The sequence below is a fragment of the Georgenia sp. Z2081 genome, from assembly GCF_055326445.1.
Genome location: NZ_JBUZNK010000005.1, coordinates 21,072 through 33,474 on the forward strand (window position 1 = coordinate 21,072; position 12,403 = coordinate 33,474).

The window sequence follows — 12,403 nt, forward strand, 5'->3', positions numbered from 1 at the left end:
CCCCGGGATGGGGACGTCAGCCCTGTCCCCGTACCGGGCGGTCCCCGGCCGTGCGCCGGGCACCCGTGGGACCGCCCGGCGACCAGGGACGCACGCGGCCCAGGGCGTGGACCTGGGCGCCGGCCCGGCCGGTCGCGCGTGCCTCGAGCACGTCGGCGGCGACGACGAGGTGGTCGCCGGCCGGCCGCGCCCAGGCGGTGCGGAGCACGAGGTGTGCGCTCGCGTCCTCGAGCAGGACCGCGTCCCCGGGCCGCGAGACGAGCGAGATGCCGACGTCCTGGCCGACCAGCGGACGACCGGGCTCGGACACCCGGGCGAGCGCCGCGGCGGCCCCGGCCGAGTCGTCGAGCACCGTGATCCCCCACTCCTCGGCCTCCTCGAGCGCCTCCGACGCACGGGAGTCGGCGTGCACGGACACGGTGATCATCGGCGGACGCAGCGAGGCGGAGGCGACGTCCGTCAGCGGCACGAGCAGGGCGTGCCCGCCCGCGCGGACACCGAGCACGGCGACCCCCACGGGCCTGCGGGCGAGGGCCGCCCGGAACCCCTCCTCGAGCTCGTCGACGCTCACGGCCGCGTCCCGGCCGACTCCTCGCGGTCGCCGCCGTCGACCGTGGCGGCCTGACCGGTCGAGCCGGTGCCACCCGCCCGGTCGGTCGTCGCGACCCCACGGGAGCCCGCGGAGCGCCGGGGGCGGATGCGGACGCGGTCGGCGGAGAACCACGACCGCGGCGCGGCCCAGCCGAGCGCGGCGGCCAGCGGCATCGTGAGGATCCACAGCATCGCGCGCGGTGTGGAGGTGACGAGCACGTCCTCGCCCGGCCCCCAGTAGGTCATCAGCAGGACGACGCCGATGCCGCACGCCCCGTAGACGATGAGGGCGACGGTGCCGGCGACCGCCCGCACGAGCACGGCGGCGGTCAGCGCGAGCGCTATCCCGAGCAGCACGCCGAGCGGCAGCCCGTCGTGCTCCATGCGGTGGACGACGGTGCCGGCCACGGCGACGAGTACCGCGAGGAGCACCGTGACGACGGCCTCGAGCAGCCGCTCCCCCGGGCTGCGGGCGGGCGCCGCGGGGGTGGCGGGCGTGGCGCCGGGGGTGCTCGCCCCGGCGCTGAGGTCCGCCCCCTCGGCGCCCGTCATCAGGCGCCCTGCCGCTTCGCCCGCGCGGCGGCCCGGGCGCGCTCCGTGCTGCCGAGGAGGACCTTGCGGATGCGGATGATCTCGGGGGTGACCTCGACGCACTCGTCGTCGGCGGCGAACTCGAGGGACTCCTCCAGGGTGAGCCGGCGCGGCGGCACGAGGCTCTCGAACGAGTCGGCCGTCGCCGACCGCATGTTCGTCAGCTTCTTCTCCTTGGTGATGTTGACGTCCATGTCCTCGTTGCGCGAGTTCTCACCGACGATCTGGCCCTCGTAGACCTCCGCGGTGGGCTCGACGAAGAACGAGCCGCGCTCCTGGAGGTTGATCATCGCGAAGGGGGTGACGGCACCCGGCCGGTCGGCGACCAGCGAGCCGGTGCTGCGGTGCTCGATGGGGCCGTGCCACGGCTCGTGGCCCTCGGCGATGGAGAAGGCGATGCCGGTGCCCCGGGTCTCGGTCATGAAGCGCGTGCGGAAGCCGATGAGGCCGCGGGAGGGGACGAGGAACTCCATGCGCACCCAGCCGGTGCCGTGGTTGACCATCGAGTCCATCCGGCCCTTGCGCGCGGCGAGGAGCTGGGTGACGGCGCCGAGGTACTCCTCGGGCACGTCGATCGTCATGCGGTCCATCGGCTCGTGCCGCTTGCCGTCGACCTCCTTGGTGACGACCTGCGGCTTGCCGACGGTCAGCTCGAAGCCCTCGCGACGCATCTGCTCCACGAGGATGGCCAGCGCGAGCTCGCCGCGCCCCTGGACCTCCCAGGCGTCCGGGCGCTCGGTGGGCAGGACCTTGAGCGAGACGTTCCCGACGAGCTCGCGGTCGAGCCGCTCCTTGACCAGGCGCGCGGTGAGCTTGTGGCCCTTGACGCGTCCGGCCAGCGGCGACGTGTTGATACCGATCGTCATCGAGATCGCGGGGTCGTCGACCGTGATGAGCGGCAGCGGACGCGGGTCGTCGGCGTCGACGAGCGACTCGCCGATCGTGATGTCCGGGAACCCGGCGACGGCGACGATGTCGCCGGCGGTCGCGGACTCGGTGGGGACCCGGGAGAGCGCCTCGGTGCGCAGCAGCTCCGAGATACGCACGTTCGCCACGGTCCCGTCCTGACGCGCCCACCCCACGGTCTGGCCCTTGCGGATCGAGCCGTTGTGGATGCGCAGGAGGGCGAGCCGGCCGAGGAACGGCGAGGCGTCGAGGTTCGTCACGTGCGCCTGGAGCGGCGCACCCTCCTCGTAGCGCGGGCCGGGGATCGTCGACAGGATGGTGGCGAACAGGGGCTCGAGGTCCTCGGAGTCCGGCATCTCGCCGTCCTGCGGGCGCTCCAGCGAGGCGCGGCGGGCGCGCGCCGAGGCGTAGACGACCGGGACGTCGAGAACGGCGTCGAGATCGAGGTCGGGAACCTCGTCGGCGAGGTCGGAGGCCAGCCCGAGCAGCAGGTCGGTGGCCTCCTCGACGACCTCGGCGATCCGGGCGTCGCCGCGGTCGACCTTGTTGACCACGAGGATGACGGGCAGCTTGGCGGCGAGCGCCTTGCGCAGGACGAACCGGGTCTGCGGGAGCGGGCCCTCGGAGGAGTCGACGAGGAGGACCACGCCGTCGACCATCGACAGGCCGCGCTCGACCTCGCCGCCGAAGTCGGCGTGACCGGGGGTGTCGATGACGTTGATCGTCACGCCCTCGGGCGCGCCCGCGACAGCGGCCGACGGCCCCCGGTAGGCGACCGTCGTGTTCTTCGCGAGGATCGTGATGCCCTTCTCGCGCTCGAGGTCGCCGGAGTCCATGGCCCGCTCGTCGACGTGGTCGTGCTCCCCGAACGCTCCGGACTGCCAGAGCATGGCGTCGACGAGCGTGGTCTTGCCATGGTCGACGTGGGCGACGATCGCGACGTTGCGCAGGTCCTGGCGCTGGGGCATGAGAGGGCTTCCTTCGGGTCCGGTGTCTACCTCCGGCGTCCACGCGCACGCGCATACCGATCGGCAGGGGCGCCGGCTCGCAGGTCACGTCACGCGCCCCGAACCGCGATCCTACGCGCGTGGGCGCACCGCCGTCCCGCCCCGCGGGGGTGATCCCCCCGACGCGGGCCCGCTCACCGACCGGGTCGGTCCCCGTGACCGGTCAGTTCTTGCGCTCCGACGTGCCGGGGTCCTGCGGGTCGTGGCCCTCGTTGTCCAGCCGGTCGAGGGCCGCCACGCTCTCGCGCTCCTCCGAGCGGCGGACCTCCTCCTCCCGGTCGGCCGGTGAGTCCACGGCCGGCTCCCCGTCCTCGCCGCCGGACCTCGCGTAGGCCTCGAGGACGGCGTCGCGGGTCTTGCGCCGCTTGGCCTGCGCGTCCGGGTCGGGCACCGGGACGGCGGCGATGAGCCGCTGGGTGTACGGGTGCTGCGGGTCGTTGACGACCTGGCCGGAGTGGCCGGTCTCGACGAGGTGACCCTTGTGCATGACGGCGATGCGCGAGGAGAGCATCTCGACGACGGCCAGGTCGTGGCTGATGAAGAGGCAGGCGAAGCCCGTCTCCCGCTGGAGCTCGCTGAACAGCTCGAGCACGCGCGCCTGCACGGAGACGTCGAGCGCGGAGGTCGGCTCGTCGGCGACGAGGATCGTCGGCTCGAGCGCGAGCGCGCGGGCGATGCCGACTCGCTGCCGCTGACCGCCGGAGAGCTCGTGGGGGTACCGGTTGCGCATGACGCGCGGGAGCTCGACCTTGTCGAGCAGGTCCTCGACCCGTCCGTTGCGCTGCGTCTTGGACAGGTCCGTGTGCAGCAGCAGCGGCTCACCGATCGACTCGCCGATCGGCAGCCGCGGGTTGAGCGAGGAGCCCGGGTCCTGGAAGACCATGCCGACCCTGCTCCGCAGGGGCTTGAGGTCTCCGCGGCCGGCGCCGCGCATCTCGATGCCGTCGACGACCAGCGACCCGGACTTCACCGGGAGCAGGCCGACGATGGCGCGGCCGATCGTCGTCTTGCCGGAGCCGGACTCCCCCACCAGGCCGACGACCTCACCCGGCTGGATGTGGAGGTTGATGTCCTCCGCGGCGACGAACGCCTTCTGCCGGCCGCGCTTGGGGTACTCGAGGACGACGTTCTCCGCCCTCATCACCGGGGTGATCTCGGCATCGCCCGCCCGCGCGCCGGTCGGCGTCGGTGCGGCGTCGCGGTCGCGTACCTGAGGTCGGTCGGGCCAGCGCGCCGCCCCGCCCACCTCGTCCTCGGGGGCGAACGACTCGTCCGCCGACGAGTGGGAGCCGAGGTGGGGCACCGAGGACAGCAGCTGGCGGGTGTAGGGGTGCTGCGGGCGGTGGAAGATCTCGTCGGCGACGCCGCGCTCGACGATCACGCCGTCCTTCATCACGAGGATCGTGTCGGCCATGTCGGCGACGACACCCATGTCGTGGGTGATGAGGACGATGCCGGCGTCGATCCGCTCGCGCAGGTCCCGCATGAGCTTGAGGATCTCCGCCTGGACGGTGACGTCGAGGGCGGTCGTCGGCTCGTCGGCGATGAGCAGCCGGGGGTTGCAGGCGAGCGCCTGGGCGATCATCGCCCGCTGCCGCTGACCGCCGGAGAGCTGGTGCGGGTAGGAGCCGAAGCGGCGCTCCGGCTCCGGGATCTCGACGAGCGTGAGCAGCTCGATGGCGCGCTTCTTCGCCGCGGCGGGCAGCAGGGACTGGTGCGTGCGCAGCGTCTCCACGATCTGGAAGCCGACCGTGTAGACGGGGTTGAGCGCGGTCATCGGCTCCTGGAAGATCACCGCGATCTCGTCGCCCCGGACGTTGCGCAGTCGCTGTCCGCGCAGGCCCACGAGCTCGGTGTCGCCGAGCTTCGCCGAGCCGGTCGTGCGGCCGTTGGGCGGCAGCAGCCCCACCAACGACATCGAGGACTGGGTCTTGCCGGAGCCGGACTCGCCGACGATGGCGAGGACCTCACCGGGGTGGACGTCGTAGCTGAGGCTGTCCGCGGCCGTGAACCACTCGTCGTCGACGAGGAACTCGATCGACAGGTCGCGGACCCGCAGGATGGGGTCCTGGTCCGCGAACCGGCTCGCGGACGGCGTGGTCTCGATGGTCTCAGTCACGTGCTCATCCTCAGGGTCGTGCCGGCGAGCGGGTCGGTGGCGGTGCCGTGCCCGGGTGGGAGGATCGACGGATGCGACCCACCCTCGTCTTCCGTACGCGCGCGGCCCGCCCGATCGCCGTCGCCGGATGGGTCGTGTGCGCCCTGGCGGCCGTCATGATCCTCGTCGACGGCGTCGGCCCGGCGCCGCTGGCGTGGACGGCATGCGCCGCTCTGGTGCTGTACGTCGTGTGGTGGCGTCCCGCGGTGGAGGTCTCCGACGGCGGGGTCGGCGTGCGTGACCTCCTGCGCGACGTCCACGTGCCCTGGCCGGCCCTGCGTGACGTCGAGTCGCGCTGGTCGCTGACCGTCGTGACCGACGACGGGCGATTCGGCTCGTGGGCCGTTCCCGCCCCGTCGCCGTCCGCACGTCGGCTGCGCCGCGGGCGCGGCGACGACCCGGCAGGCGACGCCCGGTCCGGCGGCGACGAGACGCCCGTGCGGGACGCGGGGGCCGCCCCCGTCGAGCGGCGCGACGGCACCGCCGAGGTCGTCGCCTCGGTCATCGCCGCACGTCGGGACGCCCTGCGGCGCGACGGCCACCTGCGCCAGGACGCGCCCGTGCCCCCGGTGACGAGCAGCTGGAACGTGGCGCCGCTCGCCGCGCTCGCGGGGCTCGTGGTGCTGGCGCTGGTCGTCGGCTGATCCGGCCCGCGCGGCGATCATGCCTGCTCACCCGTCCCGGTCCCGGCCGACCCGGTACCACCGGTCGCGGTGACGCCGGCCGCGGCGCCGCCGCTCGTGGCGCCGACCTGCTCGTCCTTCCGCGCCTGCGACTTCTGCGCGGCGCGGCGCATCGCGCCGGCCGACGGCTTCCTGCGCTGCCGCGGGTCGAACGCGTCCCGCAGGCCGTCGCCGATGAAGTTGATCGACAGGGCGATGGTGATGATGAAGAAGCCCGGCCACCAGAAGGCCCACGGCCGGGTGGCGAACGCACCCTGGTACTCGGAGATGATCCAGCCGAGCGAGTAGTCCGGCGGGAGGATGCCGAAGCCCAGGTACGCCAGCGCCGTCTCGAGCAGCACGGCGGACGCCATGAGCAGGGTGGCGTTGACGATGACCACGCCGATCGCGTTGGGCAGGATGTGCTTGAAGATGATGCGAGCGTTCGAGGCGCCCGCCACCCGGGCGGCGTCGACGAACTCACGCTCGCGCAGGGCGAGGAAGTCGCCGCGCACCAGTCGGGCCATGCCGGTCCACAGGACCAGGCCGAGGACGATCGCGAAGAGCACGGGGAACGACATCCACCCGAGCACGGTCCCGAACAGCGGGATGCCGTAGATGTTGTCCATCGTGTGCGGGTTGCCCAGCAGCGTGCCCAGCACCGCACCGAGCACGACCGTCGGCACCGTGATGACCAGGTCCGTCATCCGCATGAGCAGGTTGTCGAGCCAGCCTCGGAAGAAGCCGGCCAGCGCGCCGACGAGCACGCCGATCACCGCGGCGATCACGCCGATGATGGCCATGACGAGCAGCGAGGTCTGGATGCCGTACATGACCTGGGCGAAGAGGTCCTGGGCGATCTCGTTCTGACCGAAGGGGTGGGGGCCGAACGAGACGAGGCCGCCGCTCTCGGGCAGCACCTCGAGGGTCGGCGCACCGAGCTCGTTGACGTTGCCCTCCGGATTGCGGTCCCTGGCCCCCCACCTCCACCAGCCGTCGATCCCGAAGAATCCGACGGAGGTGAAGGCGAGGATGGTGACGAGCGCGAGGTAGACCAGCGAGGCCATGGCCCCGACGTGGCGGAAGAACCGACGTCGGACGATCTGGCCCTGCGTGAGGCCGGCGACGTCGCGGAGCTCGAGCTCGTTCTCCTCACGGCTCGACCGCGACTCGTCGGGGACCTCGGACGGGTTGGGAGTAGTCATCAGCTGAGCCTGATCCGGGGGTCGAGGGCGGCGTAGAGCATGTCGGCCACGATGTTCGCCAGCACGGCCAGCGCCGCCGTGAGCACGATGTAGGCCATGAGCGGGTCCATCTCGGCACCGTTGAGGGAGTCGACGAACAGTCGGCCCATCCCGGGACGCCCGAAGATCTGCTCGGTGATGATGGCGCCGCCGAAGAGCGTGATGACATCGACCGGCGCGATCGTCGCGAGCGGGATGAGCGTGTTGCGGAATCCGTGCCGCATGATCACCGTGCGCTCGTTGAGGCCCTTGGCGCGGGCGGTGCGCATGTAGTCCTGGCCGAGGACCTCGAGCATCGATCCGCGCGAGTAGCGCGTGTACTGGGCGAACGAGATGAGCATGAGCACCAGGGTCGGCAGGATCAGGTGCGTGTACATGTCGATCGCCTGGATCCAGAAGTTGCCGCCCAGGTTCGGGGTGTCCGAGCCCATCGTGGCGATGGGCCGGCCGCTGATCGCGTTGGCGTTGAAGTAGGCGGGCCAGGCCTGCATGCACCGGTCGAGCACGAGGAAGACCATGACGATGCCGCCGGTCATGCCGCCGACGCGCATCGACTGCCCCCAGTCGGGACCCCGGAACGCCGCACCGACCGCCATGCCGAGGGCGATCGCGCCGAGCACGAACAGGCCGATGATCCCCCACGTCATCGAGTCGGTGAGGTCGACGAACAGGCCCTCGGTGATCCAGCCGTGGAGGAGCAGGAAGATCACCACGACCGCGACGCCGGTGAGCAGCGCACGACGGTTCGACAGCCCCGTGGTCAGCAGGGTGATGACGATCGCCGTGGCGAGCGAGAGGAGCAGGAACAGGCCGCCCGAGATGTGCGGCTCGCTCCACCACCCGCTCTCCTGGAGGTAGGCGAACATCGCGATCGACGCGGCAGCCGCGACGCCGGCGACCACGAGGCGCCGGAGCGCGTCGCCGCCCACGGCGAGGGACCAGAACAGGCCCGTGACCAGGCCGACGACGATGATCGTCGTGTAGCTGAGGTTGGGCTCGGCGAGGAAGGAGTTGAACCAGATCGCCCCGCCCTGCTTGAGCAGCACCGCCACCCAGAACGACGGGAGGGAGAACAGCACGAACGAGGCGAGCGTGATGACGTAGTCGAAGGTCGAGTACTGGCGCAGCGCCGAGGCGATACCGATGGCGACGCCGAGGACGATGGCGAGGAAGGTCGCCGCGGTGACCAGCTGGAGCGTGTCGATGAGCGCGTCGCCCATGACGGACTCGACCGCCCGGCCGCTGCGCCACGCGACGCCGAGATCACCGGTGAGCAAGCCCGTCAGCCAGTCCCAGAAGCGGGCGATCCACGGCCGGTCGAGCTCGAGCTCCTGGATGCGCTGGGCGATGAGCTGGGCCTTGTTCGGCGCCGTCGACTCCTCGAGATCCTGCAGCGGGTTGATCGAGACCGACAGCATGCCGAACATGAGGAAGCTCGAGACGAGCAGGACGACGAGCCCGGTGGCTGTCCGCCGAACCAGGAACCTGATCATGTGGTGAGACCTTCTCGCTGGGGCATGTGGCTTGGGAGCCTACACGCGGCGCTGTGGTGGAGAACGGCGTTCGTCGGAGTGTCTTCCGGGCGCGCGAGAGGCGCCGGAACCGGGGTCCCGGCGCCTCTCGTCGGCCCGTCAGGCGTGACGGCTCAGGTCAGCTCGCCGCAGCGGCGCCGCCCGGGGTCCACTCCCAGAAGTTCCAGAAGATGGTCGGGGACATGGTGATCGGCGTGATCTCCTCGACCACGTCGCTGTTCCACGCCGTCAGGCCGGGGTGCTGGTAGAGCACCAGGCCGAAGGCGTCCTCGACGAGGTGGGCCTCCATCTGGCCGAGCAGCTCGGCCTGCTCGTCGGTGTCGACCGCGACGGCGATCTGGTCCCACAGCGCGTCGACCTCGGGGTTGGAGTACCCGTAGAAGTTGTTGATGCCGTCCGTGTAGAAGCTCGCCTGGGCGTTCGTCGCACCCGTCGAGGTGGACTGCCAGCCGAACAGGGCCGCGTCGTAGACGTTGGTGTCGGACAGGAGCGAGCCCCAGTCGGTCGAGCCCGCGTCGACGAGCGTGAACAGGCCGGACTCCTCGTACGCCGAGGCGAGCAGCTGGAACGTGTTCGACCGCCGCGTGTTCGCGGTGTCGTACATGAACCGCACCTCGATCGGCGTCTCGACGCCGGCCTCCTCGAGGAGCTGGGTCGCCAGCTCGACGTCCGGCTCGTCGTAGGACGTCATCCCGTTGGCCTCGACGATCGCGTCGTAGTTCGGCGAGCCGGGGACCTGCGTCTGGCTGTTGCGGATCTGGGCGTCAGGGTTGAGCGGGATGACGAGCTGGTCGAGGATGTCCTGGCGCGGGATGACGCGCAGGAACGCCTCACGGACGTTGCGCGCGGTCTCCTCGTCGCCCCCGTAGGTGGCCGGGTCGAACGGGCCCTCGTTGTTCTGGGCGAGGTCCACGTGCTCATAGGTCGCCGTGTCCTCCTGGCTGAAGGTGTACGGCTCGCCGAGACCCTCGACGCGCGTGAGCAGGTCGGAGGTGGGCTGGGGCGAGACGACCGCGATCTCCTGGTTCTCCATGGCGTCGACGAGAGCGTTCGGGTCGCCGTTGAAGCGCACCGTCACGGTCTCGAAGGCCGCCTGGTTCGCACCGGTGTAGTCGGGGTTGGCGGTGAGGACGACGTACTCCTCGCCGCTGATCTCCGAGAGCAGGTACGGGCCGTTGGACAGGTAGAGCAGCTCGTCGTCCGGCAGCGTCCCGTCGAACTGGAAGCCCTCGTTCCAGAAGGTCGAGACCGGGGCGAGCACCTCGGCGTCGTTGGTCTGGATGGCCTCGACGAGGGTGTCGAGCGCCTCCTGCGGGTCGTCGATGTCGAGCGCGCGCATGGCGACGACGTGGGCGGGGATGAAGCCCGATGCGAGCTGGAACTCCCAGTCGGCGAAGGGCTCGCTCAGCTCCGCGGTGAGCGTGGTGTAGTCGTCCGAGATCTCCGGGGTCGGCTGGAAGTAGGCGACCGTCGGCGAGGTGCCGTTGAAGAAGACGCCGGCGTCGACCTCCTCCTGGTTGGTGACCTCACCCTCCTCGTCGAGCTCCTCCTCGACCGTGTTGAGGTGCCCGGAGGTGGCGGCCCACTGCAGGAGCACGTCGACCGCGCTGACGGGCGTGCCGTCGGACCAGGTCACGCCGTCGGCGATCGTCCAGGTCACCGTGACCTCGTCCTCGGCGAGCTCCATCGTGCCGAAGTCCTCGTTGCGCACGAACTCGAGGTTCTCGTCGAAGTACGCGAAACGGTCGTTCATCAGGTAGAGGATGTTGGCGTTGGCCGTGGCGTTGCCGGTCGAGGTGTTGTCGTTGTACTCGTAGAAGTGCTGGTTCCAGCCGAGGCTGATCTGCGTCGACTCGTTGAGGCCCGCGGCGTCGCCGCCGGCGTCCGGGTCGTCGTCGGGGGCGTCAGGGTCGTCGCCGCCCGCTCCGTCGGTCTGGGTGGTGTCGTCGTCGCCGCCGTTGTCGTCCTCGTCGGACGACCCTCCGCACGCGGCCAGGACCAGGGCGGTGGCGGCGGAAGCCGCGACGAGCCCGGTGAAGCGCCGGATCTTCAATGTTCCTCCTCGGGATGGTGGTCACCGCCACGGGGGTGGCCTGACCAGCCGTCTGTCCGCGCGAACGGGTCGTTGTTCTCCGCGGTTGAGGCGCACTGTAACCATGTCCGCTCCGGCCCGCGCGCATCCCGGGGACATCTGAGTTTCTTTCGTTATCTTCTCGTAACCGCGCTGACTTGCGAGAACGTGCCCTGCGGGGTGGCCGACCGGGTCAGCCGAGGATGCGCACCTGGAACGGGTAGGAGAAGTACTCGCCGCGCGACGCCGCGAGCGCCCCGCGGATCGAGCACCAGATCTGCGCGATGAAGGCGACGATCCACAGCACGATCGCCACGGGGATCAGCAGGATCGTGAAGAAGCAGATCCAGGCGATGATGCCGAGGATCGTGATGCCGATCGCGAAGTTGAAGGCACCTGCCGACGCCGCCCGCACGAGCGGGCCGCGCTCGCGCAGGACCAACCACACGATGAGCGGACCGACGAAGGTCAGCCACCCGACGGAGAGCAGGATCGCCGCCAGCGCGGACAGGTGCGCGATGATCGCGAACGTCCGCTCGTCCGAGCTCGGACCGCCACCGCCCGCCGCCCCGGGTCGGTCCGGCCCGCCGGGGCCGTCGTGGCGCGCGTACGGGTTGTCGTGGGTCATGTGCGCTGCTCCTCGTCGGCCGGGCGTGCAGGCCCGAGCGTAGCCGGGGGGGCGTGCGGCGCGCCCGTGGCGTCGCACGCCTCGTCACGCGCCTACCCTGTCCGGAGCGCCCCCGGGGCGGGGCCCGCCCGCACGACGAAGGCACGACTGGCGCCGCAACGGACCCGAAGGAGGTGGACGGTGCCCGAGGGTGCGGTGCTCGCCTTCCTGCTGACGCTCGGCGCCGGACTTTCGACCACGCTCGGCGCGCTGGTCGCGATGTCGCGCCGGCCCGTCTCGGACCGGTTCCTGTCGACCGCGCTGGGCTTCTCCGCGGGCGTGATGATCTACGTGTCGTTCGTCGAGATCCTGCCCGAGGCGGGCAGGCAGATCGGCGAGGTGCTCGGTGCGGAGCAGGCGGCCTGGACGACGACGGCCGGATTCTTCGGGGGCATCGCGGTCATCGGCCTCATCGACCGGTTCGTCCCGGGCCCGGCGAACCCGCACGAGGTGCCGCCGACCCAGCGTGACGCGGCCGACCGTGAGGCGCGCGCGCTGCTGCGCATGGGCATGCTGACCGCCGTGGCCATCGGCATGCACAACTTCCCCGAGGGATTCGCCACGTTCATCACCGCGCTCGAGCATCCGGAGATCGGCATCCCAGTGGCGGTGGCGATCGCCATCCACAACGTTCCCGAGGGCATCGCCGTGGCCGTGCCGATCCGACGTGCGACCGGCTCGCGGCGCACCGCACTGCGGTGGGCGTTCCTCGCCGGTCTCGCGGAGCCGGCGGGCGCCGTGCTCGGCTACCTCCTGCTCGCCCCGTTCCTCACGCCCACGGTCACGGGGCTGGCGCTGGCCGCGGTCGCCGGCGTCATGGTGTTCATCTCGCTGGACGAGCTGCTGCCCACGGCCGAGGCGTACGGGCACCACCACCGGTCGATCTACGGCCTCCTGGCCGGCATGGCGGTGATGGCCCTCAGCCTGCTGCTGCTGTCCTGAGGCCCTCGTCCGCCCGGGGTTCGCGGGAGGTC

At 71.3% G+C, this 12,403-nt stretch carries 10 protein-coding genes; 2 read left to right on the forward strand and 8 right to left on the reverse strand.

Annotated elements, in window-relative coordinates; translation table 11 throughout:
* Nucleotides 1-16: 16 nt before the first annotated feature.
* From ACZLKG_RS08340 to ACZLKG_RS08355, 4 genes are all read right to left on the reverse strand, one after another.
* Nucleotides 17-571 (reverse strand): flavin reductase, encoded by a 555-nt coding sequence (locus ACZLKG_RS08340; protein ID WP_463648483.1) that lies wholly within the window; start codon nucleotides 569-571, stop codon nucleotides 17-19.
* Nucleotides 568-1,143, reverse strand: coding sequence for a hypothetical protein (locus tag ACZLKG_RS08345; protein ID WP_425709785.1), 576 nt, complete (start codon nucleotides 1,141-1,143; stop codon nucleotides 568-570). Before ACZLKG_RS08345 ends, ACZLKG_RS08340 begins: the two co-directional genes overlap by 4 nt.
* Nucleotides 1,143-3,056, reverse strand: a complete 1,914-nt coding sequence (typA, locus tag ACZLKG_RS08350; RefSeq protein WP_425709784.1) for a translational GTPase TypA — start codon at nucleotides 3,054-3,056, stop codon at nucleotides 1,143-1,145. Before typA ends, ACZLKG_RS08345 begins: the two co-directional genes overlap by 1 nt.
* 202 nt (nucleotides 3,057-3,258) lie before the next feature.
* Nucleotides 3,259-5,214: an ABC transporter ATP-binding protein gene (locus ACZLKG_RS08355; protein ID WP_425709783.1), complete on the reverse strand. Its 1,956-nt coding sequence runs from the start codon at nucleotides 5,212-5,214 to the stop codon at nucleotides 3,259-3,261.
* 71 nt (nucleotides 5,215-5,285) lie between these two features.
* Between ACZLKG_RS08355 and ACZLKG_RS08360 the strand changes: the two genes are divergently transcribed.
* On the forward strand, nucleotides 5,286-5,897 hold the full coding sequence (locus ACZLKG_RS08360; protein ID WP_463648484.1) for a PH domain-containing protein: 612 nt from the start codon (nucleotides 5,286-5,288) through the stop codon (nucleotides 5,895-5,897).
* Nucleotides 5,898-5,914: 17 nt separating this feature from the next.
* Here ACZLKG_RS08360 and ACZLKG_RS08365 read toward each other — a convergent pair whose 3' ends face one another.
* The 4 genes from ACZLKG_RS08365 to ACZLKG_RS08380 all read right to left on the reverse strand — a co-directional run bounded on the left by ACZLKG_RS08365 (nucleotide 5,915) and on the right by ACZLKG_RS08380 (nucleotide 11,390).
* Nucleotides 5,915-7,120, reverse strand: coding sequence for an ABC transporter permease (locus ACZLKG_RS08365; protein ID WP_425709781.1), 1,206 nt, complete (start codon nucleotides 7,118-7,120; stop codon nucleotides 5,915-5,917).
* Nucleotides 7,120-8,652, reverse strand: a complete 1,533-nt coding sequence (locus tag ACZLKG_RS08370; protein WP_425709780.1) for an ABC transporter permease — start codon at nucleotides 8,650-8,652, stop codon at nucleotides 7,120-7,122. Before ACZLKG_RS08370 ends, ACZLKG_RS08365 begins: the two co-directional genes overlap by 1 nt.
* 157 nt (nucleotides 8,653-8,809) lie before the next feature.
* Nucleotides 8,810-10,744 (reverse strand): ABC transporter family substrate-binding protein, encoded by a 1,935-nt coding sequence (locus ACZLKG_RS08375; RefSeq protein WP_425709779.1) that lies wholly within the window; start codon nucleotides 10,742-10,744, stop codon nucleotides 8,810-8,812.
* A 211-nt stretch (nucleotides 10,745-10,955) separates the two neighbouring features.
* On the reverse strand, nucleotides 10,956-11,390 hold the full coding sequence (locus ACZLKG_RS08380; RefSeq protein ID WP_463648485.1) for a DUF4870 domain-containing protein: 435 nt from the start codon (nucleotides 11,388-11,390) through the stop codon (nucleotides 10,956-10,958).
* A gap of 180 nt (nucleotides 11,391-11,570) precedes the next feature.
* Here ACZLKG_RS08380 and zupT point away from each other — a divergent pair, with 180 nt between their 5' ends.
* Entirely contained in the window at nucleotides 11,571-12,371 is an 801-nt protein-coding gene (zupT, locus tag ACZLKG_RS08385; RefSeq protein WP_425709777.1) for a zinc transporter ZupT, read from the forward strand.
* Nucleotides 12,372-12,403 lie beyond the last annotated feature (32 nt).

Excerpts from the sequence above, each read along its gene's own strand:
- ACZLKG_RS08345 (WP_425709785.1), bottom strand. The coding sequence starts at position 1,143 with ATGACGGGCGCCGAGGGGGCGGACCTCAGCGCCGGGGCGAGCACCCCC.
- typA (WP_425709784.1), bottom strand. The coding sequence starts at position 3,056 with ATGCCCCAGCGCCAGGACCTGCGCAACGTCGCGATCGTCGCCCACGTC.
- ACZLKG_RS08360 (WP_463648484.1), top strand. The coding sequence starts at position 5,286 with ATGCGACCCACCCTCGTCTTCCGTACGCGCGCGGCCCGCCCGATCGCC.
- ACZLKG_RS08365 (WP_425709781.1), bottom strand. The coding sequence starts at position 7,120 with ATGACTACTCCCAACCCGTCCGAGGTCCCCGACGAGTCGCGGTCGAGC.
- ACZLKG_RS08370 (WP_425709780.1), bottom strand. The coding sequence starts at position 8,652 with ATGATCAGGTTCCTGGTTCGGCGGACAGCCACCGGGCTCGTCGTCCTG.
- ACZLKG_RS08380 (WP_463648485.1), bottom strand. The coding sequence starts at position 11,390 with ATGACCCACGACAACCCGTACGCGCGCCACGACGGCCCCGGCGGGCCG.